25 protein-coding genes and 3 pseudogenes are annotated in these 26,599 nt (G+C 72.1%); 18 read left to right on the top strand and 10 right to left on the bottom strand.

The window, feature by feature from the left end:
• Positions 1–168: 168 nt before the first annotated feature.
• From AB0N14_RS16400 to AB0N14_RS16385, 4 genes are read left to right on the top strand one after another with little or no spacing between them, the layout of a single operon-like run.
• Positions 169–2,523, top strand: a complete 2,355-nt coding sequence (locus AB0N14_RS16400) for a nitrate- and nitrite sensing domain-containing protein (RefSeq protein WP_366026322.1) — start codon at positions 169–171, stop codon at positions 2,521–2,523.
• Positions 2,524–2,534: 11 nt separating this feature from the next.
• Entirely contained in the window at positions 2,535–2,960 is a 426-nt protein-coding gene (locus AB0N14_RS16395) for a roadblock/LC7 domain-containing protein (RefSeq protein ID WP_366026321.1), read from the top strand.
• Position 2,961: 1 nt separating this feature from the next.
• Positions 2,962–3,318, top strand: coding sequence for a DUF742 domain-containing protein (locus AB0N14_RS16390; protein ID WP_200418350.1), 357 nt, complete (start codon positions 2,962–2,964; stop codon positions 3,316–3,318).
• A complete protein-coding gene (locus AB0N14_RS16385) occupies positions 3,305–3,883 on the top strand; it encodes an ATP/GTP-binding protein (protein ID WP_366026320.1) in 579 nt (192 codons plus the stop codon). The genes AB0N14_RS16390 and AB0N14_RS16385 overlap by 14 nt, the downstream gene beginning before the upstream one ends.
• A 32-nt stretch (positions 3,884–3,915) precedes the next feature.
• On the opposite strand, the gene AB0N14_RS16380 is transcribed toward AB0N14_RS16385, so the two are convergent.
• The gene (locus AB0N14_RS16380; RefSeq protein WP_366026319.1) at positions 3,916–4,794 is read right to left on the bottom strand and encodes a polysaccharide deacetylase family protein; all 879 of its coding nucleotides are present in this window, start codon (positions 4,792–4,794) and stop codon (positions 3,916–3,918) included.
• A 128-nt stretch (positions 4,795–4,922) separates the two neighbouring features.
• On the opposite strand from AB0N14_RS16380, the gene AB0N14_RS16375 reads away from it, so the two are divergent.
• Positions 4,923–5,279, top strand: a complete 357-nt coding sequence (locus AB0N14_RS16375) for a hypothetical protein (RefSeq protein ID WP_366026318.1) — start codon at positions 4,923–4,925, stop codon at positions 5,277–5,279.
• 5 nt (positions 5,280–5,284) lie between these two features.
• On the opposite strand, the gene AB0N14_RS16370 is transcribed toward AB0N14_RS16375, so the two are convergent.
• Positions 5,285–6,292 carry a cytochrome c oxidase assembly protein gene (locus tag AB0N14_RS16370; RefSeq protein ID WP_366026317.1) on the bottom strand — a complete coding sequence of 336 codons (1,008 nt, stop codon included), beginning with the start codon at positions 6,290–6,292 and terminating at the stop codon, positions 5,285–5,287.
• 198 nt (positions 6,293–6,490) lie between these two features.
• On the opposite strand from AB0N14_RS16370, the gene AB0N14_RS16365 reads away from it, so the two are divergent.
• Genes AB0N14_RS16365 through AB0N14_RS16355 form a run of 3 tightly spaced genes read left to right on the top strand, consistent with a single transcriptional unit; the run spans position 6,491 to position 8,993 of the window.
• Positions 6,491–7,621, top strand: a complete 1,131-nt coding sequence (locus tag AB0N14_RS16365) for an ABC transporter ATP-binding protein (RefSeq protein WP_366026316.1) — start codon at positions 6,491–6,493, stop codon at positions 7,619–7,621.
• Positions 7,618–8,328: an ABC transporter permease subunit gene (locus AB0N14_RS16360; protein ID WP_366026315.1), complete on the top strand. Its 711-nt coding sequence runs from the start codon at positions 7,618–7,620 to the stop codon at positions 8,326–8,328. Before AB0N14_RS16365 ends, AB0N14_RS16360 begins: the two co-directional genes overlap by 4 nt.
• Entirely contained in the window at positions 8,325–8,993 is a 669-nt protein-coding gene (locus AB0N14_RS16355; RefSeq protein ID WP_366026314.1) for an ABC transporter permease, read from the top strand. The genes AB0N14_RS16360 and AB0N14_RS16355 overlap by 4 nt, the downstream gene beginning before the upstream one ends.
• 58 nt (positions 8,994–9,051) lie before the next feature.
• Here AB0N14_RS16355 and AB0N14_RS16350 read toward each other — a convergent pair.
• Positions 9,052–9,213 (bottom strand): annotated as a pseudogene (locus AB0N14_RS16350) (ATP-binding protein); the annotation flags it as partial.
• 26 nt (positions 9,214–9,239) lie between these two features.
• Positions 9,240–9,341 (bottom strand): annotated as a pseudogene (locus AB0N14_RS16345) (multi-component regulatory system-4); the annotation flags it as partial.
• 539 nt (positions 9,342–9,880) lie between these two features.
• On the opposite strand from AB0N14_RS16345, the gene AB0N14_RS16340 reads away from it, so the two are divergent.
• On the top strand, positions 9,881–10,843 hold the full coding sequence (locus tag AB0N14_RS16340; protein WP_366026313.1) for an ABC transporter substrate-binding protein: 963 nt from the start codon (positions 9,881–9,883) through the stop codon (positions 10,841–10,843).
• Between the two features lie 296 nt (positions 10,844–11,139).
• Here AB0N14_RS16340 and AB0N14_RS16335 read toward each other — a convergent pair.
• The 3 genes and pseudogenes from AB0N14_RS16335 to AB0N14_RS16325 form a co-directional block, all read right to left on the bottom strand.
• Positions 11,140–11,945 (bottom strand): annotated as a pseudogene (locus AB0N14_RS16335) (SAM-dependent methyltransferase).
• Positions 11,946–12,079: 134 nt separating this feature from the next.
• Positions 12,080–12,316 carry a DUF397 domain-containing protein gene (locus tag AB0N14_RS16330; RefSeq protein ID WP_366026312.1) on the bottom strand — a complete coding sequence of 79 codons (237 nt, stop codon included), beginning with the start codon at positions 12,314–12,316 and terminating at the stop codon, positions 12,080–12,082.
• A gap of 3 nt (positions 12,317–12,319) precedes the next feature.
• The gene (locus AB0N14_RS16325; RefSeq protein ID WP_366026311.1) at positions 12,320–13,195 is read right to left on the bottom strand and encodes a helix-turn-helix transcriptional regulator; all 876 of its coding nucleotides are present in this window, start codon (positions 13,193–13,195) and stop codon (positions 12,320–12,322) included.
• A 281-nt stretch (positions 13,196–13,476) separates the two neighbouring features.
• Between AB0N14_RS16325 and AB0N14_RS16320 the strand changes: the two genes are divergently transcribed.
• From AB0N14_RS16320 to AB0N14_RS16310, 3 genes are all read left to right on the top strand, one after another.
• Complete coding sequence (locus tag AB0N14_RS16320; protein WP_366026309.1) at positions 13,477–14,019, top strand: ATP-binding protein; 543 nt, start codon at positions 13,477–13,479, stop codon at positions 14,017–14,019.
• Between the two features lie 107 nt (positions 14,020–14,126).
• Positions 14,127–14,612 carry a hypothetical protein gene (locus AB0N14_RS16315; RefSeq protein ID WP_366026308.1) on the top strand — a complete coding sequence of 162 codons (486 nt, stop codon included), beginning with the start codon at positions 14,127–14,129 and terminating at the stop codon, positions 14,610–14,612.
• A 186-nt stretch (positions 14,613–14,798) separates the two neighbouring features.
• On the top strand, positions 14,799–15,602 hold the full coding sequence (locus tag AB0N14_RS16310; protein WP_366026418.1) for a VOC family protein: 804 nt from the start codon (positions 14,799–14,801) through the stop codon (positions 15,600–15,602).
• 119 nt (positions 15,603–15,721) lie between these two features.
• Here AB0N14_RS16310 and AB0N14_RS16305 read toward each other — a convergent pair whose 3' ends face one another.
• Together AB0N14_RS16305 and AB0N14_RS16300 are read right to left on the bottom strand one after the other, a co-directional pair.
• Entirely contained in the window at positions 15,722–16,141 is a 420-nt protein-coding gene (locus AB0N14_RS16305; RefSeq protein ID WP_366026307.1) for a DUF6114 domain-containing protein, read from the bottom strand.
• Complete coding sequence (locus AB0N14_RS16300; RefSeq protein ID WP_366026306.1) at positions 16,138–16,821, bottom strand: DUF6230 family protein; 684 nt, start codon at positions 16,819–16,821, stop codon at positions 16,138–16,140. The genes AB0N14_RS16305 and AB0N14_RS16300 overlap by 4 nt, the downstream gene beginning before the upstream one ends.
• A gap of 646 nt (positions 16,822–17,467) precedes the next feature.
• Between AB0N14_RS16300 and AB0N14_RS16295 the strand changes: the two genes are divergently transcribed.
• Positions 17,468–18,139 carry a Tat pathway signal sequence domain protein gene (locus AB0N14_RS16295; RefSeq protein ID WP_366026305.1) on the top strand — a complete coding sequence of 224 codons (672 nt, stop codon included), beginning with the start codon at positions 17,468–17,470 and terminating at the stop codon, positions 18,137–18,139.
• Positions 18,140–18,186: 47 nt separating this feature from the next.
• On the opposite strand, the gene AB0N14_RS16290 is transcribed toward AB0N14_RS16295, so the two are convergent.
• Positions 18,187–19,113 (bottom strand): lytic polysaccharide monooxygenase, encoded by a 927-nt coding sequence (locus tag AB0N14_RS16290; protein ID WP_366026304.1) that lies wholly within the window; start codon positions 19,111–19,113, stop codon positions 18,187–18,189.
• Positions 19,114–19,365: 252 nt separating this feature from the next.
• On the opposite strand from AB0N14_RS16290, the gene AB0N14_RS16285 reads away from it, so the two are divergent.
• The 5 genes from AB0N14_RS16285 (at position 19,366) to AB0N14_RS16265 (ending at position 26,455) form a co-directional block, all read left to right on the top strand.
• Positions 19,366–19,818, top strand: a complete 453-nt coding sequence (locus AB0N14_RS16285; protein WP_366026303.1) for a hypothetical protein — start codon at positions 19,366–19,368, stop codon at positions 19,816–19,818.
• Between the two features lie 13 nt (positions 19,819–19,831).
• Entirely contained in the window at positions 19,832–20,980 is a 1,149-nt protein-coding gene (locus tag AB0N14_RS16280) for a damage-control phosphatase ARMT1 family protein (RefSeq protein ID WP_366026302.1), read from the top strand.
• Between the two features lie 616 nt (positions 20,981–21,596).
• Positions 21,597–23,801 carry a germacradienol/geosmin synthase Cyc2 gene (cyc2, locus tag AB0N14_RS16275; protein ID WP_366026301.1) on the top strand — a complete coding sequence of 735 codons (2,205 nt, stop codon included), beginning with the start codon at positions 21,597–21,599 and terminating at the stop codon, positions 23,799–23,801.
• 476 nt (positions 23,802–24,277) lie between these two features.
• On the top strand, positions 24,278–25,423 hold the full coding sequence (locus tag AB0N14_RS16270; protein WP_366026300.1) for an aminopeptidase P family protein: 1,146 nt from the start codon (positions 24,278–24,280) through the stop codon (positions 25,421–25,423).
• A 111-nt stretch (positions 25,424–25,534) separates the two neighbouring features.
• On the top strand, positions 25,535–26,455 hold the full coding sequence (locus AB0N14_RS16265; protein ID WP_366026299.1) for an aminoglycoside phosphotransferase family protein: 921 nt from the start codon (positions 25,535–25,537) through the stop codon (positions 26,453–26,455).
• Positions 26,456–26,599 lie beyond the last annotated feature (144 nt).

The raw sequence follows: 26,599 nt of genomic DNA, 5'->3' as shown, positions 1-26,599 counted from the left end.
CCCAGCAGGCGCTGGTCCCGAGAAACGCCGAAACGATACGCTCCCTGTCGGTGCGCCAGGTCACACGGACGGATAACATCCTGCGCACCCCTGTGTCGCACCGGACACGCGCTCACCCCTCGCGTCCGTCCCCCTTCCCCGTTCCCCATGGACCGCTCTAGGACCACGATGTCTCGACGGACACCGACACCTATCCGGCGCCGTCTCGGCTCCATACGCCTCTCCCTGATCCTCCTGGCCCTGGTCCCCAGCGTCACGCTCGCCGCCGTCTGGGGTGTGACCACCACCCAGATGTTCTCGGAGGGGCTGCGGCTGCGCGCGCAGACGGAACTGAGCCGGTCCACCGGCGCCATGGGCACCGAGGCGGCGCTCGCCCTTCAGCGGGAGCGGCAGATGTCCGCGGCGTGGCTGGCCTCCCCGCACGGCTCCCGCGCCGCCCTGGACGCGCAGCGCAGGGCGACGGACGCGGCGGTGGCGCAGCTCACCGGGCAGGCCGACGCGATCAAACGGGCTGCCTCCCGCATCAAGGACCCGATGTACTCCGTCGTCGCCTCGGTGGGCAGCCTGGAGTACTACCGCGGCCAGGTGGACCGTCCCACGGACATCACCGCCCAGCAGGCGCTGGACCAGTACACCGCGATCATCGGCCGGCAGATCCAGGCATTCCAGGAGCTCTCCCAGGTCGACGACGGCGACCTCACCTCGCAGGCCGGCCCGCTCGTCGCACTGGAGCACGCCGCGGAGCTGGCCTCCCAGGAGGACGCGGAGCTCGCCCTGGCCTGGCCGTCGCGGCACATGGACGAGGCGTCGTGGGACCAGCTCATGCAGCTGGTCCACGCCCGCCGCTGGCTGGTCCAGGACCAGATCGTGCCCTCGCTCCAGGGGAGCATGAAGACACAGGCCGAGCGGATCCTGCAGTCGCCCGAGTGGGCGACCCTGCAGAACGTCGAGGACCAGGTGCTCGCGGCCCGGACGGCGTCCGGCACGCGTGGGATCGCACTGCCGGACGTCCGGCAGCGGTGGAGCACCGCGATGAACACGCTCGCCGACCAGTACGCGGCGCTGATCCGGCAGCAGACGGCGCAGCTGCTCGACCGCAGCGCCGCCACAGCGCACGGCCTGCTTCTCAAGGCCGGCTCGCTGAGCGCGGGAGGGCTCGCCGCCCTCCTGCTGTGCGTCGGCATGTCCTGGCGGATCACCCGCTCCCTGTCCCGGCGGCTGCGTGGGCTCAGGCTCGCCACGCTGTCTCTGGCCGAGGAGCGGCTGCCCGACGTGGTGGCCCGGCTCGAGCGGGGCGAGAAGGTCGACGTGGAGTCCGCGACGCCACCGCTCGACTACGGGCGCGACGAACTCGGCCAGGTGGCCCAGGCGTTCAACACCGCCCAGCGTACCGCCGTGCACACCGCCGTCGAACTCGCCGAGACCCGGCGCGGTTTCCAGAAGGTGATCCTCGGCATCGCCCGGCAGAGCCAGAACCTGGTGAACCTCCAGCTCAGCAAGCTGGACGCGCTGGAGAGGCAGCACCAGGACCCGGACGTCCTCAAGGGGCTGTACGAACTGGACTCCACCGCGAGCCAGTTGCGCCGCTACGAGGAGAACCTCGTCATCATCAGCGGTGAGCAGCCCCGGCGCAGCTGGACCGAACCGGTGGCGCTGATCGACATCGTGCGCAGCGCCGTCGGCGAGGTCGCCGAGTACCAGCGGGTGGAGGTGCACGCCGACGAGGACGTGTACCTGTCCCCGCCCGCGGTGGCCGACCTGATCCACCTGCTGGCCGAACTCATCGACAACGCGACCGTGTACTCGCCCGCCCCGAGCCCCGTCGAGGTGCGGGCCGCGCTGGTCGCCAAGGGCCTCGCCATCGAGATCGAGGACCGCGGCCTCGGTATGTCCGAGGACGACTACGCCCAGCTCAACGCCCAGTTGGCGGTGGCTCCGCAGTTCGACGTGGTGGCCCTCGCCGACGACCTCAGGCTCGGCATGTTCGTGATCGCCCGCCTCGCCACCCGCCACGGCATCGCCGTGACGCTGCGCCCGTCGCCGTACGGCGGGACCACGGCGATCGTGCTCGTCCCGCACGACATCGTGGTGCGCGAGTCCCCCGGGTCCCCACAGGCACCTGACGCCGAGCCCGTACGGAAACCCGGGCACGCCCGCCCGGCGGCCCGCACCACCGGGACCGCTCCCGCGGCCGACGCCCGGCGCCGGGAGTCCACCCCGAGGGAAGGCGCCGTGCACACCGATGAAGCCGGGCGCGCGGGAGGGCTTCCCCCGCTGCCGCGCCGGGTGCCGCAGACGAGTCTGGCCGCCGAGCTGCTCGAGGAGGCCGCGCCCGCCGAGGGGGACGGCGTGCTCGACGAGTTCACCGCGGAACGCGCCGCCTCCTCCCTCGCCGGCTTCCAGCGCGGCACGCTCCGGGCGCGTGACGAGGGCACCCTGGAGCAGTACGACCAGGAGGAGCCCGCCGTGGCCGACGCACCCGAGGCCGCACCGACGTCCACACCGCTCGCCGACCGCTCGTGAAGGACACCGACATGACACGCTCCCCCGCCACGCACAGCCAGCTCGACCAGTTGCTCACCTCACTCGTGGACCGGGTCGCCGGGGTCGCCCACGCGGTGGTGCTCTCCGAGGACGGACTGGTCGTCAGCCACTCCACCGGATTCGTCCGCGACGACGCCGAACGACTCGCGGCGACCGCGTCCGGCCTGATGAGCCTCAGCAAGGGCGTCAGCACGGACTTCCGCGGCGGCCCCGTGCGCCAGGCGCTCATCGAGATGGCCCACAGCTACCTGATCCTCACCCAGGCCGGGCCCGGCGCCCACCTCGCCGTCCTCACCGGCCCGGGCGCCGACGTGGGTGTGGTGGCGTACCAGATGAACATGCTGGTGAAGAAGATCGGCGAGCACCTGAGTGCGGCACCGCGTGCGGGCGTCGGCGTGTCCGACAGCGGCGAGTGAGGTGAGCGGAGGCGACGCGGCGGGCCGGCTGGTCAGGCCGTTCACGCTGACCGGCGGACGGACCCGGCCCAGCCGCGCCGACTTCACCCTCATCACGACGGTGACGGCGGTGGACCCGCCGCCCGCGTGGGCGCCCCGGCTCCAGCCCGAGCACGCGCGGATCCTGAAGCGGTGCGCGGAGCCGATCGCCGTGGCGGAACTCGCCGCCCATCTCGATCTGCCGGTGAGCGTGGTCGTGATCATGCTGTGCGATCTGCTGGAGGCGGGCCGGATCACCATCCGCCCGCCGCATCCCGTCTCCCGCACTCCGGACCTTCAACTGCTGCAGAAAGTGAGGGACGGCCTTGGCCGGCTCTGACACCGCCACCCCTCCGGCGCCGGCCCCCGACACGGTGAAGATCCTCATCGCCGGGGGCTTCGGCGTCGGCAAGACCACCATGGTGGGGTCGGTCAGCGAGATCGTCCCGCTGCGCACCGAGGAACCGCTGACCGCCGCAGGGCTGGACGTCGACGACCTCGTCGGCATCGAGGAGAAACGGGCCACCACGGTGGCCCTGGACTTCGGCCGCATCACGATCGGCCGGGACCTCGTGCTGTACCTCTTCGGCACGCCCGGTCAGCAGCGGTTCTGGTTCATGTGGAACGACCTGGCGATCGGCGCGCTCGGCGCCGTGGTCCTGATCGACGTCCGCCGCCCGGAGTCCAGCTTCGCCGCCATCGACTTCTTCGAACGCCGCGGCATCCCCTTCGTCGTCGCCGTCAACGGCTTCCACGGGCAGCACCCGTACCCGCCCGAGGAGATCCGGGAGGCCCTGGCGCTGCCCGAGCACGTCCAGGTGCTGCTGTGCGACGCACGGGAGCGCGAGTCGTGCCGGGACGTCCTCATCGCCCTGATCGACCAGTTGATCGCCTCCGTGGTGTGACCCAGGCCCTGAGGGAGGGCCCCGACGCTCCGTCAGTCCAGCGCGTCCGACAGGCGGACGAAGGTGTGACCGCTCGCCAGCAGCCGCGGTACGGCGGCGGCGATGCCCGGGGCGGTGCCGCCCTCGGGGTGGTTCATGTGGCAGATGACGATGGAGCCGCCGGGCGCGGACCCGACGGTGGTGCGCACCTGCTCGGGGGTGAAGGTGGCGCCGCCGTCGCCGTTGACCGAGAAACTCGCGAAGCGTTCCCCCAGGTCGCTGACGATCCGTGCCGCGACGTCGTCGCAGTACGCGGTACCGGACCGGAAGAAGCGCGGCGGGGCGCCCAGCAGCCGGGTGAGCTCGGCCCGGTTGCCGGCGATCTCGTCGTACACCTCGCCGGCGTCCCGGGTACCGGGGATGCCGTAGGCGGAGCGCCCGGTGACCGACAGCGGGCGGTGCCGGGTGCCGTGGTTGGCGATCTCGAACAGCGGTTCGGCGGCCAGCCGGCGGAAGAGGGCCAGGTTGGCGTCGATCCAGCGGGAGTTGATGAACAGGGTCGCCGGTACCTCCCGGCTGCGCAGGAAGTCGATCAGCGCCCTGTCGTAGCCGCTGCCGCCCGGGCCGCCGCAGGCGTCGAAGGTCAGCGCGATCTCACGCTTCCCCTTCGGCAGCGCGTGCACCACCCCCGGGGCCTCGAAGCCCCAGGTGTGCGGCACGGCATGCCCGTAGCGGGCCACGATCTCGGCACGGGTCACCGCCGGTGCCGTCGCCGAAGGGGCGGGCGTCGGGGTGGCCGTGGCGTTCGGTGCGGGCGCACCGGGCGGGCCGGACGTGGGCGTCCCGCCGCTACTCGTGCTCTTCCGGCCCGCGCATCCGGCGAGCACACTGGACGCCATGGCGGCCAGCACGGCCCGGCGACCGGTCGTCATCCACACTCCCACCTGGTCGAATGGTCGGCGACGGACAGCCGCCGCACCACCGCAACCGTACGGGGCCGAAGATCCACGACCGGGAAGGCACCGGTAAGGGCTCCCCAACAATCCGGTCATGTCGCCCGGTGGCACGATGGTGGGCCGGTTCCGCCGATCGCGGCGGCGGTGGCTTCCGCGACGCCCCGCTCTCCCTCGGCCTGTTCACCGCACGGATCGTCCTGGGCTCCACCCTGGCCATGACCCCGATCGACGTCATCCGGCTGCTGATCGGCACCCAGGTCCTGCAGGGCCTGATCAGCCCGGTCGTCCTGGTCTCCCTGCTGGTGCTGACCAACCGCCGCACCGTGCTCGGACCGGCCGCCAACGGGCCCCGCTACCGCATCACCGCCACCGCCGTGGTCGTCGGCGTGGCCACCATGTCCACGATCCTGCTCGTGCAGACCGTCCTCGGCTGGTTCGGCCTCGCCCGAGCCTCCCGGTGAGCGCGTCAGTTCCGCTGCCGGCGGATGCGCTGGGCCACCTCGTTGTCCTCGGTCTCCCACCAGGGGCGTACGCGGTCCTCGTCGGCCGTCTGCCCGGGGGCGGGGGCCGCGGGGACCAGCTCCGTCTCCAGGCGGCGGTCCAGCGCGACGGCCTGGGCGCGTTCGGTGCGCGCCCACTGCACCAGGATCGCGAGCAGGAAGGGCAGCGCCACGAGTTCCGCGATGCTGACCATCGCGCCGCCGCCGAGCTGCTGGTCGTGGTGCACGTCCGGATCCCACGGCGGGGCGTGGCGCAGGTACCAGGCACCGGCGATCAGCGTGCCGTGGGTCATCACCACGATCCCCGGTACCGCGTCGATGATCCCGTCCACGAACACCAGCGCCGCGCGCACCGGGTGGGTGCACCAGGCGGGCAGCGCCCCCTCGTGGGTGAGGACCGGCACGACGAAAAGGGTCCCGGCCAGCAGCAGGTGGAGATACATCAGCTCGTGCAGCCAGCCGAGGCGCAGGGCGGTCGCGAAGTACGGCGTGAAGTACACCGTCAGCTCGGTGGTGAGTACCAGGGCCGTGCTGACCAGAGGGAAGGTGAGCAGTCGCACCACCCGCCCGGTCATCGCACGCCGCACCCGCCCCGAGGCACGCTCGGGCAGGGCGCGGACCGCGAGGTGCAGCGGGTCGCCGAGCGCCAGGCCGAGGGGAGCGATCAGGTCGAGCAGGATGTTCTGCACCGCGGCGGGCCAGAACAGCGCGTGGTCGTACACCGCGAGCGCGGACATGGTCGCCACGACGAGCGTGCCGAGGCCCAGCAGGGCGAAAGTGGCGGTGCGGGCCACGGGCCAGGGCTGGCCCCGGCGTCTCAGCCTCAGGACGCCCCACCCGTAGAGCGTGCCGAGGAGGAGGACCAGGAGGAGCGCCGGGACGTCTAGGTGCCACGAGGACAGCAGCCGTCCCGTGGTGAGCTCCGGCAGGCTCGCTGTCGTCATGGCCATCTCGTTCAGCGGCATGCCGGTCATGCTCTCCCTCGCCTGCGGATTTGCGCAAACCCGCAAGCCAAGGATTCACCTGGGCCCTGCCCCGGCGGCTCCCTCGAGGTCCCGTCGCACGCGCCACGGTGCCGCAACACACGCCGTCTACACTCTCCCCGCAACGGCCCGTGCGACATCGGCCGAGTTGAGGCCGCTCTCCGCCACACCCGAAGGGCATTCGGCGTTTTGATACGGATAGATTCAGTCACGAAGCGGTATCCGGACGGCACGGTGGCGGTCGACGGGCTGTCTCTGGAGATACCGGGCCACTCGATCACCGTCCTCGTCGGCCCCTCGGGCTGCGGCAAGACCACGACCCTGCGCATGATCAACCGGATGGTCGAGCCGAGCGAGGGCACGATCACCCTCGACGGCGTCGACATCGGCAAGCAGCCGGTCAACGTCCTGCGCCGGTCCATGGGGTACGTGATCCAGAACGCCGGGCTGTTCCCGCACCGCACCATCGTCGACAACATCGCCACCGTGCCCCGGCTGCTCGGCTGGAGCAAGGACCGCGCCCGCGACCGGGCCCGGGAGCTGATGGAACGGGTCGGGCTCGACGCCTCCCTCGCCAAGCGGTACCCCTACCAGCTCTCCGGCGGACAGCAGCAGCGCGTCGGCGTGGCCCGGGCACTCGCCGCCGACCCGCCGGTGCTGCTGATGGACGAGCCGTTCTCCGCCGTCGACCCGATCGTCCGCAAGGGCCTGCAGGAGGAACTGCTCAGGATCCAGGACGAGTTGGGCAAGACCATCGTCTTCGTCACCCATGACATCGACGAGGCGATCCGGCTCGGCACCATGGTCGCCGTCCTGCGCACCGGCGGCCGGCTCGCCCAGTTCGCACCGCCCGCCGAACTGCTGTCGTCCCCCGCCGACGCCTTCGTGGAGGACTTCCTCGGCACGGACCGCGGCATCCGGCGGCTGTCGTTCTTCACCTCCGAGGCCCTTCAGTTGCAGAAGGCCCCGATCGTCGCCGTCGGCTCCACCGCCGAGCAGATCGCCTCCCGCGTCACGCCCGAGGTGCCGTATCTGCTGGTCACCGACCTCGACGGCAGACCTCTCGGCTGGAGCGAGGCGGGCGAACTGACCGCCGGTGACATCGCGCCGGAGCGACTGCTGCCGTACGGGCGGCCGTTCGCCCACGGCAAGGACTCGCTGCGCGCCGCGCTCGACGGCGCCGTGCTCTCACCCACCGGGTGGGCCGTCGCGGTGGACGACAGCGGCCGGGTGGCCGGCGTGGTCTCGCAGGCGACCATCGCCGAGGCGATACGCAGCGCCCACGCCGAGGGCGTCAGCGACACGAAGGTCGCCGGATGAACGGGTTCTTCGACATCCCGAGCGACCTCCAGCACAGCTGGCTGGGGCTGATCGGACTGCACCTGAGGGAGGCCCTGCTGCCGGTCCTCGCCGGCCTGGTCGCCGCCCTGCCGATCGCCCAGTTGTGCGTGCGGTTCCGCTGGCTGTACCCGCCCGTCCTCGGTGTGACGACGGTCCTGTACGCCATCCCGTCGCTGGCGTTCTTCGTCGTCCTCATCGACTACACTGGCCAGAGCGAGCTCACCGTGATGATCCCGCTGGCCGTGTACAGCCTGGTGGTGCTGGTACCGGCGATCGTGGACGGTGTCCGCTCGGTGCCGCAGGAGACGCTGGCGGCGGCCACCGCCATGGGCATCGGGCCCGTACGCCGCTACCTCCAGGTGCAGTTGCCGATCGCCGCGCCAGCCATCCTGGCAGGCCTCAGGGTTGCCACCGTCTCCAGCATCAGCCTGGTCAGCGTCGGCGCCCTCATCGGCAACCAGGGCGCGCTCGGCAACCTCCTCGCCGACGCGATGTTCTACCACCGGCCCGTCCTCGCGGTGAACTCCGTGGTCACCACGGCCGTCCTCGCGATCCTCGTCGACGCCCTCCTCGTTTTGGTACGCCTCCTGCTGACGCCGTGGATGCCGCGCGGCACCGGCAGGAGGCGGAAGGCCGCCGCACGGCCCGAACCGTCCGCACTCGCCCTCAAGGACGCGGCCCGGTGAACGTCCTCAACTTCGTCAACGCGTTCTTCAGCGACAGCGCCCACTGGCACGGCTACGACGGCATCCCGCAACGCCTGCTCGAACACGTCCAGTACTCCCTGACGGCCCTCGCCATCGCCGCCGCCATCGGGCTGCCGGTGGGTCTGCTCACCGGCCACACCGGGCGTGGCGGCAACGTCCTCGCGTTCGTCGCCACCGCCGCCCGCGCACTGCCCAGCTTCGGTCTGCTGGTCCTGATGTTCGTGCTGCTCGGCCTCGGACTGCTGCCGGTCATGATCCCGCTGGTGGTGCTGGCCGTGCCGCCGATCCTGGTGACCACGTACGAGGCCGTGCGCTCCGTCGACCCCTCACCGGTGGACGCCGCGCGGGGCATGGGCATGAGCGAGCCCAGGATCCTGTTCCAGGTCGAGGCGCCCGTGGCGCTGCCGCTGATCCTCAGCGGTCTGCGCTCGGCGGCCATCCAGATCGTCTCGACGGCCACCATCGCCGCGTACGTCAGCCTCGGCGGCCTCGGCCGCTACATCGTGGACGGGCTCTACCAGCGCGACTACGAGAAGGTCGTGGGCGGGGCCACCCTGGTGGCCGTGCTGGCGCTCGCGACGCTCACGGTGTTCTGGGCGGTGTCGCGGGCCGCGGTGTCGCCGGGAGTGCGCAGGAGCGCCTGAACGACACGCGCGAGGGCCCGGGGAACGTGGGGCTCCCCGGGCCCTCGCGCGCCGTGCGTCAGCCCTCCGAACGGGCCGGCGCCAGCTCCAGGACGACGAGCAGCGCGTCGCGGACCGAGCCGCGCTCGCGGGCGTCGAACACGATGACCGGGACGTGGTCGGAGACATCGAGCGCCCAGCGGACCTGGTCGACGTCGTACTCCACCCTCCCGTCGAAGGCGTACGACCGTGCCGCCGGCGACCGGTTCAGTCGGTGTCACGAAGTTCCCCCCGGGAGTCGGGGACGGCGCGGAGGCCATCGATAACCCTGCGCAGAACGGATGCGTCGTGCGTGACGTCGGCGTGCGGCGGTACGCCGACGAGGACGTTGAGCTTGCGCCTGAACGGCCACCGGCCGGCGAAGCCGCTTGGGCCGCCCTCCGGGGGCGACGGCGCCGGACAGGCCGGCGTGTCCACCTCGTTCGTGGACACCAAGCCTCCTTCGAAGGCGTCTGCGGGCGCGAAGATTTCACGTGGCCGTAATGAATCGGTCGGGGCACGCGGGAAACCGGCATGGGTCGGCGGGAAACGGCACAAGGCGGCCCGGCACGCCGTTGTCGGCCCACACTGGAACCCGTCGCCAACTTCCGGGAGGCTACCGCCTCTTGGTGACCGCTTTCCGTGGTCCCACGTCAAGAATCCGTTACAAGAACGCCCGGTTCCACCTCCGTCCGTCCGCCGCCTCTTCACAACCGGACGTCCGTAACCAGCCATGCTTCGAGGTCAATCGGTGATCGGAATTCTCTTGACTGACCGAGAACCGGCTGGATTGGATCGCACAGTGCGGTGCCCGCACGCCGCACAGTTCTGCCCCGCCCTGCCCAACACCCGAGCCCGGAACGGGAACCGTGACTTCTACCGCGAACACCAGCACGTCCAGCAGGAGACTCCCCGGCGCGGCCACCGTCGCCCTCGCCGCCACGGCGGCACTGCTCGCGGGGTGTTCCTCGTCCTCCGACACCAAGTCCGACGACCCGCTCCAGGGCGGCAAGGCGAGCGGCGACACGGTCGTCGTCGGCTCCAACAACTTCTCCGAGAGCATCCTGCTCGCCGACGTCTACGGCGAGGCCCTGAAGGCCAAGGGCGTCAAGGTCACCTACAAGCCCAACATCGGCAGTCGCGAGACGACGTACGGCCTGCTGAAGAACGGCTCCATCACGGTCCTGCCCGAGTACAGCGGCGCGCTGCTGGCCTACCTCGACAAGAACGCCGCCCCGAAGACGGTCGCCGCCACCACGGCCGCCATCAACGCCGAGCTGGACTCCAAGCTGACGCTCCTGGAACCGGCGCCCGCGCAGGACAAGGACTCCGTCACCGTCAACCAGGACACGGCGAAGAAGTACAACCTCACCGAGAAGTCCTCCATCGCCGACCTCAAGGACACCGCCAAGGACCTGGTGATCGGCGCCTCGCCGGAGTTCCAGACCCGGCAGCAGGGCCTGCTCGGCCTGAAGAGCGTCTACGGCCTGCAGTTCAAGTCCTTCAAGGCGCTCGACGCGGGCGGCCCGCTCACCCAGGCGGCGCTGAAGAAGAACACCGTGCAGGTGGCCGACATCTTCACCACGGACCCGATCATCATTAAGGAGAAGTTCGTCGTCCTGCAGGACCCGAAGAACCTCTTCGGGTTCGAGAACGTGCAGCCGCTCGTCTACAAGAGCGGGCTCGACCAGAAGGGCGTCGACGCGCTCAACGCGGTCTCGGCCAAGCTCGACACGGCGGCCCTGCTGGACCTGGACACCCAGGTGCAGCTCCAGAACAAGGACCCGCTCGACGTCGCCAAGGCCTGGCTGAAGTCGGCAGGCCTGGACTGACGTCCACGCCGTGGACACCACCGCGGACGGCCGACGCGGGTGCCCGCCCCCTCCGGGGCGGGCACCCGCGTCGTCGTACGGTCCTGGTCGCGGAACTGATCGTCGACGTACGGGGGTTGCGCCTGCGCTCCACCCCGCCCGCCGTACCGGCCTTCACGACGGACGGCCGACGCCGTCCTGCCGGGACGGCACGGACGATCGCCCCCTGGCGGCGGACATGACGGCGGCGGCCGAACTCCTGCCTTGCACGCGGAGTCGTAGCCGAACGGCCTCGACAGGGGGCGCGGTGCCGTGAGCTACGGCTTACGGGCGATCGCCCCGTACATCGCGATGTCCTCGTCCCGAACACCCTGTTCCCCCGTGCCGTCCGGGTGCCACTTGTGCACCTGGACGATCCCCGGCTCCACCAACTGAAGCCCCTCGAAGAACTCGTGGGCCTCGTCGATCGTCCGCAGCCGCATCGGCATGTTGCGGGCCGCGTACTCCCGTGCCACCCGGCCCACCTCCTCGGGCGCGAACTCGGCGGTCCCGATGGTCATCGCCAGGTAGCTTCCGGACGGCAGCGGTTCGAGCAACCGCCGTACGATCCCCACCGCGTCGTCCTCGTCCAGCATGAAGTGGACGATCGCGATGACAGTGAGGGCGACCGGCCTGCCGAGATCCAGGGTCTCCCGGAACTCGGGGGCACCCAGGATGGCCTCGGGGTCGCGGAAGTCGGCCTCGATGTACGACGTCTTCCCCTCGGGCGCGCTGGCCAGCAGCCCCTGGGACAGGGTGAGCACGATGGGGTCGTTGTCGACGTACACCACCCGTGACTCGGGCGCCACCGACTGGGCGATCTCGTGCAGCTTGGGGGAGGTGGGGATGCCGGTGCCGATGTGCGTATGCCCGCCTCCTCGGCGAGCCGGCGCACCGCCCGGTTCATCCAGTCCCGGTTGGCACGCATGTGGATGGGCAGGGCGGGCCACTCCCGTGCCATGGCGTCGCCCGCCTCCTTGTCGGGGGGGTAGTAGTCCTTGCCGCCCAGGATGTAGTCGTAGATGCGCGCCGAGTGCGCGCTCTCGGTGTCGATGCGGTCGGCAGGCCATCCGTTGTCGGGCAACGCCGTCTCCTCTTCCGGGTCTCGGTTGTGGGGTCTCGGTCGTGGGGTGGGAGGGAAGGCTCTGCTGAGGACGCAGAGACGAACACACAGGACGCAGAGATAAAAGAGGATCGGCAGCGGCGTGCGGCCGCGCGTCACAGCAGGAAGTCGGCCTCGCCCGCCTTCACGCTCGCCAGGAAGCCCGCCATCTCGGTGCGGCCGAGCACCAGCGCCGGGCCGTCGGGGTCCGTGGACTGCCGCAGAGCCACGCTGCCGTCGGCCAGTTTCTTCGCCTCCACACAGGCGCCGCCCGCGTCGTCGCTCCAGGGCTTGGACCAGCCGCGGGCGCCGAGGGCGTGGGACGGCATACAGGTGCGTATCGGGTCCTGCACTTCTCACAACTCCTTGCGGATCGCGCCGAGGACGGCCTCGGTCTTCTTCGCGGGCGCGGACTGGGCGCCCAACCGGTCCAGGGCCTCGCGGTAGACCACGACGTCGTCCGCCTTGTCCAGGTAGACGGCGCCCACGAGACCGCTCAGATAGGCGATGTCCGGCAGCTCGGGCGCCCGGAACCGGAAGAGGTGGAACGCACCTGCGCGCATGGCCGGGTGCGGGCCGTTGCCGAACGGCATGACCTGCAAGGTGACATGGGGGAGGGCGTTCATCGCGATCAGATGGTCGATCTGGGCGCGCATCACCTTCGGGCCGCCGACCGGCCAGCGCAGCACCGTCTCGTCCATCACCACCCACACGTGCGGCGGCGAGGGCCGCGACAGCAGCTCCTGGCGCCGCATGCGCAGCGCCACCCGGCGCTCGGTCGCCTCGGCCGGGGCGTGCGGGTTGCCGGCGCTCAGCAGGGCGCGCGCGTAGTCCTCCGTCTGCAGCAGGCCGGGCACGAACTCGGCCTCGTACGCGCGGATCTGCAAGGCGGCCTGCTCCAGGCTGAGGTACGCGGCGAACCAGTCCGGCAGCACATCGCGGTAGGTGTGCCACCAGCCGCGCTTTTTGGCCTCGCGGACCGACTTCAGGAACGTGTCGATCTCCTGCCGGTCCGTGACGCCGTACGTCTGCAGCAGCTTCTCGACGTCCGCGATCCGTAGCCGGGCCACCTTGGCGGCCTCCATACGGCGGATCGTGGAGTGGCTGACCCCGATCGCCTCGGCGGCCTGCTCGTATGTCAGACCGGCCCGTGTGCGCAGCTCTTCCAACTGCCGGCCGAGGATCATGCGCAGAACGGTGGGGGCGCCGCCCCAGTCGGTTTCCGCGGTCACGCCTACCCCCTCGCACGGGATGCACGGTCGCAGTCTGTCACGATCTTCCGCCGATAGGAGCAGGATGCACCTCACGAATTGCAATTTTCAACTTGCTGGTTGCGGTGCGTTGTTGCCGGATGCCACAGTGTTCATACCGCCCGAGGGCGGTGAAACCATGGTGCTGAGCAGCTCAGTTGGGGGAGACGGGGCTGCTTCGGCTCTGCGGCGCGAGGATCGCGCCGTCGCCGGAAGGCGGTGGGTACCGGCCAGGTCCCCAGGCAGACGAAAGGCGAACGGCGATGGCTCCGCCCTCCCTCCCCCAGTCCGTGGCCCGCCTGCCCGCGGGCGCGGCACACCCGAGAACGGGTGTCTTCGACCTCCCGGCGGTCCCCGCCGCCGTCGGCCTGGCCCGCACAAGCCTCCGGCGGCTGCTCGGCCACTGGGGCACCGGGGACTGCACGACCGACAACGCCGTGCTGGTGACCTCGGAGCTGGTCACCAACGCGGTCAAGCGCACCGCCGGTGACCGGATCATCTGCCGGATCCGTACCGACGGCCACCGGCTGCGCATCGAGGTCGAGGACGAGAACCGCGGCGGCACGCTCCCGACCCGGCGCCGGCCCGGGCCGGACGACCAGAACGGCCGCGGGCTGATGCTGGTCGGCATGCTCAGCGGCGACTGGGGCGTGCGGGACGCCCCGGACGGCTCCGGCCGCATCGTCCGGGCCGATCTGGCACCCGAACCCGGCGAGACCGTCGCCATCGACCCGCTCCAGCTCCCGCACACGCTCAGGCCCGACCCCCACCCGGCCGCCCAAGCCGAAGGGGCGCGCCGGTGCTGAGAAGCCGATCGCGCGGAGGCCCGACGTAAGGAGGGCTGAGCACGGTCGGCCTCTCAGCACCGGCTCAGGCGCCCCGGAGGCAAATGATCAACAAGGATCCCCATCGCATGGAACGACCGCCCGTCTTCGACCCGCTGTCCCGTCCGGCTTCCTCCCCGACCCCGCACACGTCCCTCCCGCCCGAGCCGCCCGACCGCCTGCCCCTCCCCGGGGAGCTGGCCGCCCCCCTCGGGTACGACGCCGTGGGCATCCCCGGGGGCCACGGTGAACGCATCATGAAATGCCTGCCCCGCGTCGGCTGCGTCTTCGCCGACGACCTGCGCTGGTGGTGGATCGTTCCCGCGGGCTCCGACATAGGAGTCACCTGGCCGCCGACGACGAGCTACGCCGTCGACGCGCGCGTGGGACCGGGCGCGGCGGCGGCGGACGCACGCCGCCGCGACCCCTCGTGGAGCGGCCCCCGCCCCGGCCGGCCCCGGCTGCTCCACCGACCGGACGGTGACTCTCCGTACACGCCCCCCATACCGCTGTACTTCCTCGCCTGCCGCCTGGTCGGCAGCAGCCCGCATTGGTCGCTGGGTGTGGGCGCCTGAGGCGGTTCCGGGCCTCAGGCGCCCCGGCTGCCCCGTCTCAGGATGAAACCCGGCGTTCGGTGGCGCATCCTTGCAAGGGTGCGATCGGGGTACCCGGAGGCCCTCAGCGAACGACGCAGGAGGTGCCCGGCGCCGGCTCAGGCGCCCGAAGGCGGAGTCGTGGAAAACGTACCGGGCGGTGTGGTCATGGAGAAGAACGAGACACGTGGCAAGGGGGAAGTAACCAGTCAGTCGGTGTTCGGCGCACCGTGCTGGGTGAGTCTGGCCACCCGCGACCTGGAGGGCGCGGAGGAGTTCTACCAGGCAGTCCTCGGCTGGAAGTGGCGGCCGAACAGACTCGGCGACCGGTTCCGGGTGGCGCTCGCGGACGGGGTGCCCGTCGCCGGGATCGCCGCCGTCGCCTCGATGTGGCAGATGGCCGTGGCCTGGACCGTGTACTTCGCGGTCGACAGCGCCGACGACGCCGCGGCCCGCTGCCGGGAGCGCGGCGGGACGACGGCCGTGGGACCGCTCGCCCTCCCGCCGGGCCGGGCGGCCCTGCTCGCGGACCGCGACGGGGCCGTGTTCGGCATCTGGGAGGGTCCGCTCATCACGGACTGGGAGGAGTGGCGCGCCGCCGCGCCCACCTTCATAAGGCTGCACACGCGTGACGCCTTCGACGCCGCCATCTTCTACGGCGAGGTCCTGGAGTGGGCCGCGGCGCGCCCCGGCTGCTGCGAGGTCCACTACGACGGCGACGAGGTCGTGCTGCGCAGCAGCGGAGTGGTGATCGCGCGGATCCACTCGGGGGCGGTGGAGGCGGCACCCGATCCCACGATCCGCCCGCACTGGCAGATCCACTTCACGGTCGACGACGTCACCGCCTGCGTCCTGGCGGCCCGCGCGCACGGCGGGTCCGTGCTGCAGTGGGAGGAGGGCGCCGGCGAGGCGGTGCTGGCCGACCCGGACGGCGCGCGCTTCACGGTCACCGCGAGGCAGCGGGAACGCTGACCGGCGACCGCGCGGGGGACGCCGGCTCGTGGTACGGCCTCGGCGGGCGGGATCCGGAGGGGAGCCCCGTTGTGGTGTGGGACCGGGGCGGCCGCCCGCCCGCCGAGGGGCGTGAGGGGTCAGGACACGGCCGAGCCGGCGGTGGGGGCCTGGTCGCGACGGCGGCGCAGCACGCCCCGGCGCGGCTCCTGGTCCGGCAGCCAGCCGAAGGCCAGACAGCTGCCCACCGCGCCCAGCAGCAGGCCGATCAGGAAGCCGCCCAGGTTGGACGTGAGCCAGGTGCCCAGCGACGTCAGGATGCCGATGAGCGAGTAGAACAGGCGCTGGGTGGGGTTGAAGAGGATCAGCAGACCGGACAGCACCATCACGGTCGGCAGCAGGTATCCCGCGACGCCCTGCATGCCGATGTGCATGACCACCTTCGGCGACGCCTTCTCGGTGAGGAGGATCTCCGCCCCGCCCAGGGCGAGCAGCAGCCCGCCCCAGAAGGGCCGGTTCGCCCGCCACCGCCGGAAGGCGGCCCTCGGCCCGCTCGTCATGAGGGGCAGTCCGAGTCGCTGAAGCTGAGCTTGAGCCCCGGCAGCTTGAAGGTGCCCGCCGTGGTGGCGTAGTTGGTCTGCCGCAGGTTGGCGATGTGCACGGTGTCGGACTGCTGGCTGAAGACACCGTGGGGGCCCTTCACCCCTGCTTTGTTCAGCGTGCCGGCGTCGTTGCCGATCTCGATGTCGGTGAAGTCGGCGTCACCGGTCAGCTGGGTCGAGTCGGTGGTCAGATCGCTGGCGACGACCTTGTCCCTGCCGCCGCCCGCGGTGATCTTCAGATATGAGCCGCCGAGGTCGACGCTCTGGCACAGCTTGTTGAGCGTCGCGTTCTTGATCACGGAGGTGACGACCGCCACCTCGTCACCGACGGTGTCTCTCAGCGGGTTGTCCTTGTCCAGTGTGTCGAGGCCGCCGAACTGCTCGAAGCCGGTGCCGTTCAGGTCGGTGGCGGTGACCGTGAAGGCCATACCGGAGATCGCGAACTGCACGCCCAGTGCTCCCTGGGCCGTCATGATCGCGAGTCCCGCGGCGATCGCGGTGGCAGGCACCGCCATCACCGCGGCGCGGCGCAGGCGGACTCGCCCGCGTCTTGCGGGTGACCCCTCGGCGGCGGAACCGCTTTCCGGGGGCTCGGGGGTGGAACCGGGGGACGCCATGGCGTCCGAGGACGAGGCCATGTCTGCTCCTGGGCATGGTCAATGCGAATAGGGCTTCACTGGCGCGGTGTCCTGGCGCGGACAGCGGCTACCGCGCACGCCTCCTCACATCTCCCGCGTGTGCAAGGGCTTACTCGTGGTGCGGCAGTGGCCACCACCGAAGTTACCGGGGGTTACATCCAGGGGTCAAGGGAGTTGTGGCAGAAGCGTGTTGATTGTGTGGTGCCGGTGATCGGCCCGGTGGCCGGCACAGTCGTCGGCGCCTCCGGTGCGGTGGCCGCGACCTGCGCGCCTCGCGTGCCGACACGCCAACTTATGTTCGGTGTATTGACGTTGACGATCGATCAGGTCTACAACGTCCCGTGTTTTCCGCGGATCCGTGGCGCCGGATCCGTCGCACGGCGGCCCACGTCGCCCTCCCGGCCCCCGCCTTCCGGGGCGTGTGGTGACACCTCCGCACACGCGGTGCGCCGCACGGATCCTTCACATCCACCAGCGATCCGGTCACCCTTCCGCGCCACCGGCACGTCCGGTTTGCCCTGTCCACGGACCGTCCCCGGTGGCCCGGCCGCCGCTGCCGTCCCGTCACGTACGGAGAAGGCGTGAGGGGACGGCAGCGGCACCCACCCACCACCGGCACAACCCCCCACTTCGGAAAGAGCACCCCATGCGTACCACCCGATCCCTGCTCGCCGGCGCCGGCGCCGGCGCCGCCGCGGCCCTCGCCGTGGCCACGTCGTCCCCCGCCTCCGCGGACGGCGCGGTGCTCACCACCGGCGGCGCGGGCGGCACCGCCGTCGCCGTCGGCGACGTCCTCAACGCGTCGCTCGCGAGCGGCACCACGGCCACCCTCTACTCCAGCGCCACCGGCACCAGCGGTGTCTCCTGCACCTCGTCGACGTTCACCGCCACCGTCACCGACAACCCGGCCGCCCCCGGCACCGCCACCGAGTCGCTCACCGGCCACAGCTTCGACAGCAGCAACTGCACCAGCAACGTCACCGGCGTCCTCGGCGTCAGCAGCATCACCGTCGACAACCTGCCCTACACGACCACGGTCGCCTCCGACGGCACCGTCACCGTCACCCCGGCCGCCGGTTCCACCGTCCAGACCACGGTCAAGCTGCGCACCCTGCTCGGCACGATCACCTGCGTCTACCAAGCGCCGAGCCTGACCGGCACGGCGAGCAACACCGACGACAGCATCGCCTTCACCGGCCAGCACTTCACCAAGACCTCGGGCTCGTCGCTGTGCTTCGCCAACGGCTACTTCACGGCGAAGTACGCCCCGGTCACCGACACCAGCCAGACCGGCAGCCCGGTGGTCTCCGTCAACTGACGGCCCACGGCCGCCTCCGGTTTCCGGCGGGACCGGGGGCGGCCGTCTCAGCCGCGTCGGCGGCGCAGCACGGCGAGTGCGGCGCCCCCCAGGAGCAGCGCGCCCGCCGCCAACGGCACCGAGGGGCCACCGTCCTCGCGCGGCGCGTCGGCCGCAGCCGGGGTGCCGGGTACGGTCGTCGCCGGGACGCCGGACGCGGTGGTCGCCGGGACGCCGGACGCGGTGGTCGCCGGGACGCCGGACGCGGTGGTCGCCGGAGCACCGGGCACGGTGGTCGCCGGGGCGCTGGGTGACGGTGTCGGCGTGCCGCTCGACCCGCCCTTGTCCGTACCGGCGCCCGAACCGCCGGACGCGGCGAACACCACGTCGGAGCACGAGTAGTAGGTGTCCGTCGTGCTGGAGTTCTGCCAGATCGTGTACAGGACGTGGTGCCCCGAGCGGTCCGCCGGAAGCGTCGCCCTGATCCGGTAGGCGCCGTTCCGCAGCGGCGGGTCCGTCACCTCCGCGAACGGCTTCGTCGGGAGGTCGGACCAGGTCAGCGGCTTCGCGGGGTCGTAGCCGCGTCTGGTCAGGAACAGTTTGAACGTGCCCGTGTGCGGGATCGTCGAGCTGTACGTCATCGTCAGCGTGGCCCCGGGCGTGAGCCGGGTCGACGGCCAGTCGGAGCGCGCCAGGTCCAGGCCCTGGTACGCGGGCAGCCCTCCGCTGCACAGCCGGCCGTCGGGGATCAGCTGCCGGTCCCTGCCGTTCACGTCCGCCACCCGCAGGTTGTCCCAGGCCGTGAACGGGGCGCCGTTCGCCGCGATCGCCGCCCGGCACGCGGCGGTCCGCGCCCGTTCGCCGCCCTCCGGTGAGCACGCGACCACCCGGCTGACCGGATCCGTGGGCGCGCCGTGGGCGAGGGCCGGGGTCGCGGGCAGCAGCGTGGCCGCCACGGCGACGGCGGCCGCGGCGACGGTGCGGTGAGCGGGCATCCGGTGTCTCCATGCGCGTCGGGTCCGGCGGGCGAGGGGTCCGCATCGAGGAGTACGGGGATGCGACGGCGCCTGTTCAGACGTACGGCGCCTCGTGCCGGCCCGACCGGCGGCGCGAGGGAGGGTGGACGCGCCGGTTAGCGTAGGCGCATGGCAACGGAGAGGGCCCCAGGGGCGGTTGACGTGAAATGTCCGTGCTGTGGCTCGGCCGCCGTACGGGCGGTCCCCGAGGTCTGCGCCGATCACGCGTCCATGCGCGACGGACTCGCCGACCGGCTGGCGCGGTCGCCGGGCGCGCCGTCACGGTTCGACAGCTGTGTGCACTTCCTGGAGGGCATGCTGATCGTCGGCGTCGGTGCCGCCCTCGCCTACAGCGGCGTCGCGCACCACCAGCCCCTCTACACCGCCGGCGGATCGCTCCTCGCCGTCCTGCTGCTGGTCGGGACGGTCGTCGTGGTCCGCCGCGAGGCCCGCGAACGCGCCTTCGTCACCGCCGGCGAGTCCCGCGCCGAGGCGCTGTGGCGACCGGCGTACCACTGCGCCGGGTGCGCGTCGGTGTTCTGCCCCGGCGGCACTCCGTGGCAGGGTCTGCTGACGCCGGAGCAGTTCAAGAAGTTCGTGTGGACCGAGGCCGGCTACGACAAGCAGCTCGAGGAGCGGTTCACGGACGTGGACCTGCCGCCCGGGATCCCCGCCGGCCCCTGAGGAGCCCGAGACCATGCCTGATGCCCCCGTGATCCTCGCCGACGAGCCGGGCTCCTTCCCGCACGGTGTGCTCTCGGCACGGCATCCCGCGCTGATCCGCGCGGTGCGGGACGCCTTCCCGTACGGTCCCGACCGGCGGCACGCCCTGGAGGCGCTGCTGACCAGCGCCACCGAGGGCGTCATCCAGCCCCTCGGCACGGAGGACGACGTGCGGTGGGCGGAGTGGGGCGCCCGGGAGTACCTGGGCCGGTCCTGGTTCGAGGTGCCCTTCCTGTGGTCCGAGAGCTACTTCTACCGCCACCTCCTCCAGGCGGTCGGCTACTTCGGTCCGGATCCCTGGCAGGGCATCGACCCGTTCCGCCCCTTCAAACTCGCCGAACTCGACTCCGCGGAGACCGACGAGGAACTGGCGGCCCTGGACCGGATGGCCGGCGAGCCGGCCGACGCGCGGGCGCGGGCACTGCTGCAGGGCTCGCTCTGGGGCAACCGCGCGGACCTCGGCTTCCGCCTGTCCGCACCCGGCGCCTCGGCGGCGGCTTCCGGGCTCGTGGCCGACGACAGCGACGTGTTGTGGTCCCTGCTGCCCTGCGACACGGTCTGCCTGGTCGCCGACAACGCGGGCCGGGAACTGATCCCGGACCTGCTCCTGCTGGACCATCTGCTGGCCCAGGGCCGGGTACGGCGGGCCCTGCTGCACGTGAAGGCGTATCCCTACTACATCTCCGACGCCACGACCGCCGACGTCGTGGACGCCGTACGCCGCCTCACCGCCGCACAGGGCGAGGCGGCGGCCGCCGGGGAGCGCCTGTGGACCGCTCTGGCCGACGGACGCCTGGAGGTCCGGGCGCACCCGTTCTCCTGCGCCCCGCTGCCGTACGCCGACATGCCCGACGACCTGCGTGCCCAGTTCGCCGAGGCGGACCTGACGATCCTCAAGGGCGACCTCAACTACCGCCGCCTGGTGGGCGACCGGCTCCACCCGCCGACGACGCCGTTCGCGGACACCACGGCGTACTTCCCCGGCCCGGTCGCGGCGCTGCGCACCCTGAAGTCCGACGTGATCGTGGGCCTCACCGCGGCGACCGAGGCGTCGCTGGTCGCGGCGGAGGAACAGCGCTGGCGTACGAGCGGCACGCACGCGCTGATCCAGGTCAGGCCGTGATCCCCGAACCCAGCCCCGAGGTGCCGGGGCCGGCTGCGGTCGTGTTCGATTCTTACTGCTCAGTGACCTGCGGTGGGTGATGGCCGTCCGGCGCGCGAGGGTGGGGCTGTCCCCGGGCCATGCCGGTGGCTGGGGATCGGCCCGGCTCACGAGTCCGTGATGCCGTCGTGAAGTGCCGGCGCAGCGGCGTGGGCGTCCGTATCGGTCGGCCGGTGAGCGGCGTGGGCAGGACGGAGCGAGGCGAAGGCAGTCGCGAGCTGGTCGAGCAGGGGCGCTGCCCCGAGGAGGCGCTGCGTCAAGCAGCCACGGCCCTTGGCCGACTCATGCAAGGGGGCCGCGACTGAGCACAGACTGTTACGCGGTTCTGGACCGGTGAGCGGTGGTCGCCGCGTACCGGCACTTGCCCGCCACGCCGGTCAGCCGCTGCTTGTCGGCCGGCCTCTCCGGGCGGTCCGGACCCGGACAAGGCGCGCCGAATCCAGGCGTCTGGCGCAGGGGCGGCGGGGCGGAACCAAGTCCAGCGTGCCCCGCAGGGAACCGCACCCCGATTCACGCGTTGGTGTGATCACACCCCGCCGAACGGATGCCTCCCACACCCCGCGGGCAGGACCCGGCCATGACGCAGCCGTTCGACCTCCCACACTTCTACATGCCGTACCCCGCGCGGCTGAACCCGCATGTCGACGAGGCGCGCGCCCACTCCACGCAGTGGGCCCGCGCCATGGGCATGCTGGAGGGCTCCGGCATCTGGGAGCAGTCCGACCTCGACGCGCACGACTACGGGCTGCTGTGCGCGTACACCCACCCCGACTGTGACGCCCCGGCCCTCTCCCTGATCACCGACTGGTACGTGTGGGTGTTCTTCTTCGACGACCACTTCCTGGAGACCTTCAAGCGCACCCAGGACCGCGAGGGCGGCAAGGCCTACCTGGACCGCCTCCCGCTGTTCATGCCCCTGGACCTGAACACCGCGGTACCGGCCCCGGAGAACCCGGTGGAGGCGGGCCTTGCCGACCTGTGGGCACGCACGGTGCCGTCCATGTCCTCCGACTGGCGCAGGCGGTTCGCCGTCGCCACCGAGCACCTGCTCAACGAATCCCTGTGGGAGCTGTCCAACATCAACGAAGGGCGGATCGCCAACCCCGTCGAGTACATCGAGATGCGCCGCAAGGTGGGCGGCGCCCCCTGGTCCGCGGGACTCGTCGAGTACGCCACCGCCGAGGTACCCGACCGTGTCGCGACGTCCCGCCCGCTGCGCGTACTCATGGAGACGTTCGCCGACGCGGTCCACCTGCGCAACGACCTCTTCTCCTACCAGCGCGAGGTCGAGGAGGAGGGTGAGAACAGCAACGGCGTCCTCGTCCTGGAGACCTTCTTCGGCTGCGGCACACAGGAGGCGGCCGACGCCGTCAACGACATCCTCACCTCACGTCTGCACCAGTTCGAGCACACCGCGTTCACGGAAGTCCCCGCCCTGGCCCTGGACAGGGGTCTCACCCCGGACGAGCTCGCGGCCGTCGCCGCGTACGCGAAGGGGCTGCAGGACTGGCAGTCCGGCGGCCACGAATGGCACCTGCGCTCCAGCCGCTACATGAACGAGAACGCCCGCTCCCGGCAGCGCCCCTTCGGGCTCTCCGGCCTCGGCACGTCCGCCGCCGACGTGCGCGGGCTGCTCGCCGACGCGGGGGCCATGGGGGCACCTCCCACGCCCTTCAGGCAGTGGGGGAGGCTGCGTGCGTACACCCACCTTCCCTTCCGGCAGGTGGGGCCCTCGCTGATCCCCGACCTCCGCATGCCCTACGACGTCGAGCTCAGCCCGCACCTGGCCGGCGCCCGCAGTCGCCTCACCCCCTGGATGCACCGGATGGGCATGCTCCAGGAGGGCGTCTGGGACGAGGACAAGCTGGCCGCGTACGACCTGCCCCTCTGCGCGTCAGGACTCGACCCGGACGCGACCCCCGAGGCGCTGGACCTCAGCTCCCAGTGGCTGTCCTGGGGCACCTACGGCGACGACTACTACCCTCTCGTCTTCGGCCACCGCCGCGACCTCGCCGCGGCCAGGCTGTGCACCGAGCGGCTGTCGTCGTGCATGCCCCTCGACGGCGAGGAGTTCCCCGTCCCCGCGAACGGGATGGAACGCGGCCTGATCGACCTGTGGGCGCGCACCACGGCCGGGATGACCCCGGAGCAGCGGCGATCGTTGCGCGCCGCCGTGGACGACATGACCGAGAGCTGGCTGTGGGAGCTGTCCAACCAGCTCCAGAACCGCATCCCGGACCCCGTCGACTACCTGGAGATGCGCCGCGCCACCTTCGGCGCCGACCTCACGAAGAACCTCTGCCGCATGGGCCACGGCCCCGCGGTCCCGCCCGAGGCGTACCGCAGCGGTACGGTCCGCGCACTGGAGAACGCGGCCATCGACTACGCGATGCTCGTCAACGACGTCTTCTCGTACCAGAAGGAGATCCAGTACGAGGGCGAGATCCACAACGCGCTCCTCGTGGTGCAGAACTTCTTCGGCTGCGACTACCCGACGGCGCTGCGCATCGTGGGCGACCTGATGAACCAGCGCATGGAGCAGTTCCAGCACGTGGCCGCCCGCGAACTGCCCGTGCTGTTCGGCGACTTCGCACTCTCCCAGGAGGCGCGCGAGGTCATGGACGGCTATGTGGCCGACCTGCGGAACTACATGGCGGCCATCCTGAACTGGCACCGCAACTGCCACCGCTACGGTGCCGACGACCTGGCCCGCCGCTTCCACGGCTTCGTCCCGGACCTGGCTTCGGCCGTCACCCTGCGAACGACGCCGGTGGCACGCTGACCGCACGCCGGGCCGCTGTGTCCACCGCGGCTCGCGCCGGCACGCGCAGGGCGGGGTGCGGGCGCGAGCCGCGCCGGCGTGTCGAGGTGCGCGCGGGGCCGTCAGGCATCCATGGGCACCTCGCGGGGTGCCCACGACCTGTAGGTCGACCGCGGCCTGTAGGTCGTCCGCGGCCTGTGGGTCGTCCGCGGCCTGTGGGTCGTCAAGCTTCGGGGTGACCCGGGGGCGGCCCACCGGCTCACCCGTTCGTGAGCCGGGCGCACACGTTCACCGTGCGCCACGCCGACGGCCACCCGCCGTCACCTCACCGCGCCCCCGCCGTCCTCACGCCAGCCCACCGCCGTCCCCGGCCGGCGCCGGGATCCGCCGCCCGGTCCGCGGGCCGTCATGGTCGCAATGGGCTCGCGTCCGCCCCTGCGGAGGGGCAGGATGCTGCCCGTAGACCCTGGGAGGACCCGGATCAGCGGAGGTTATGGATGACCGGCACGCCCGTACCGCCCGACACGGACGGTCCCGCGCCCTTCACCGCCGAGGACTACGCGGCCCGGATGCGGCGCGCCGCGGACGCCGCCGCCGAGGCCGGGCTCGACGGGGTCCTCGTCGCGCCCGGACCCGACCTGGTGTGGCTGACGGGATACCGCCCGGTGGAGACCGAACGCCTCACCCTGCTGGTCCTGCGCACCGGGCACGACCCCGTCCTCGTCGTACCCACCCTGGAGGCGCCCGACGCCGCCCGGGCGCCCGGCGGGAGCGCCCTGACACTGCGCGACTGGACCGATGGCAAGGACCCCTACGAGGCGGCCGCCTCCCTGCTGACCGTCCACGGCCGCTACGGCATCAGCGACAACGCCTGGGCCCTGCACCTGCTCGGCCTGCGCGAACGGCTGCCCGACGCCGGCCACGTCGCGCTCACCCGCGCCCTGCCGATGCTGCGGGCCGTCAAGGACGCCGCGGAACTCGACCGCCTGGCCGCCGCGGGCGCCGCCGCGGACGCCACGTACGAGGAGATCCGGAAGGTCCCCTTCGCCGGTCGTCGGGAGCGGGAGGTCGCCGCCGACCTCGCCGATCTGCTACGGCACTTCGGCCACTCCCAGGTCGACTTCACCATCGTCGCCTCGGGCCCCAACGGCGCCGACCCGCACCACGAGGCCGGCGAGCGCGTCATCGAACGCGGCGACATGGTCGTCCTCGACTTCGGCGGCCTCAAGCACGGCTACGGCTCCGACACCACCCGCACGGTCCACGTCGGCGAACCCACCGAGGAGGAGCGCCGGGTGCACGACCTGGTGCGCGCCGCCCAGGAGGCGGGCTTCCGCGCGGTCAGGCCCGGCGCGGCCTGCCAGGACGTCGACCGGGCGGCCCGGGCGGTCATCGCCGACGCCGGGTACGGGGAGTACTTCATCCACCGCACCGGGCACGGCATCGGCGTCACCACGCACGAGCCGCCGTACATGATCGAGGGGGAGGAGCAGCCCCTCGTCCCCGGCATGTGCTTCTCCGTGGAGCCCGGTGTGTATCTGCCCGGCCGCTTCGGGGTCCGTATCGAGGACATCGTGACGGTGACCGAGGACGGCGGACGCCGCCTGAACAACACGCCCCGTGAGATGGCGACGGTCGACTGAAGGAGTGAAGGAGGCAGTGGCCGCCCGCCGACGCGACCGCGAGGCCGCGACGGCAGCCCGACCCGGCAGCAGAACCCGCAGCAGGCCCACCGAGACGACAACGGCGCGATCATGACCGAGGCACCGACACCGACGGCGGAGACCGTACGCCGACTGGTCCGCACCCTGCTCCACGACGGCGACGGACCGGACGTGACGCCCGTCGCCGAGGGCGGGCACGCCACCTGGTGGGTCGGCACGCGCCATGTGCTGCGGCTGGCCGCCGACCGGGACGCCACCGCCCGCCAGCGTCGTGAACTACGGCTGCGGGCCCTGGTGCGGCCGCACATCGGGACGGCGGTGCCGATGAGCGTGGCGCACGGGGAGTGGGCCGCCGACCTCGGCTACACCCTCGACGCCCGGCTGCCCGGCTCGACCGGAAGGGAACGGGACGTCTCGGCGGTCGGAGAGGCGGACCTCGCGGCCCTGCTCTCGGGGCTGCGCGAGGTACCCGTACGGCAGGCCGAATCGCTCGGCGTGCCACGCTTCCCGCCCCGCTCCCTGGAGGCCGTGCGCACCGCCGCCGCGCACGCCGCGGAGCGCCTCGCCGAGCGGGACGAGTTCGACCCCGCCCGGCTCGCCCAGTTCGCCGCCCCGGCCGCCCGCCAGCTCGCTCCCCAGCCCGGCGCGGCCGTCCTGGTGCACCGCAACCTGCGGGAGGACCACGTCGTCGTCAGCGACGACGGGCGGGTGCGCGGTGTCCTCGGCTGGAACGACGCGGTGATCGGCGACCCGGCCGAGGACATCGCAGGACTCGCCGCGGCCGTCGGCGCCCCCGCCGCGGTGCGCGCCGCCACCCTCGCCGGCTACGGCGCCCGCCCCTGCCTGCGCGGCCTCTGGCTGGCCCGCTGCGACGCACTCGTCGACCTGGCCGGGGGACTCCAGGGCCGGGGCCACACCCCCCTGCCGGACCTCCGGGCCCGCCTGCGCCGCGCCTGGGAGCCGATCCTGCTGGAACGCGTCACGGAACTGCCGGGGGACGCGGCGCCGTAGGCGTCGGCGGGGCGTCCGGCCGCGCGGGCGCGGAGGCCCGTGCCGCCACCGCGCCCCCGCGGCCGGGCCCCCGCCCCGGGCCAGCCCGCGGGCGGGGGCGGGCGGCCGCCCGGGGCCGCGGGGCGGAAAACGTGGGGGCGCCGG

This window comes from Streptomyces sp. NPDC051104 (assembly GCF_040682835.1).
Classification (GTDB): Bacteria; Actinomycetota; Actinomycetes; order Streptomycetales; family Streptomycetaceae; genus Streptomyces; species Streptomyces cynarae.
Note: the sequence above shows the minus strand (reverse complement) of the source record. Positions and strands in the feature narration are given on the sequence as shown.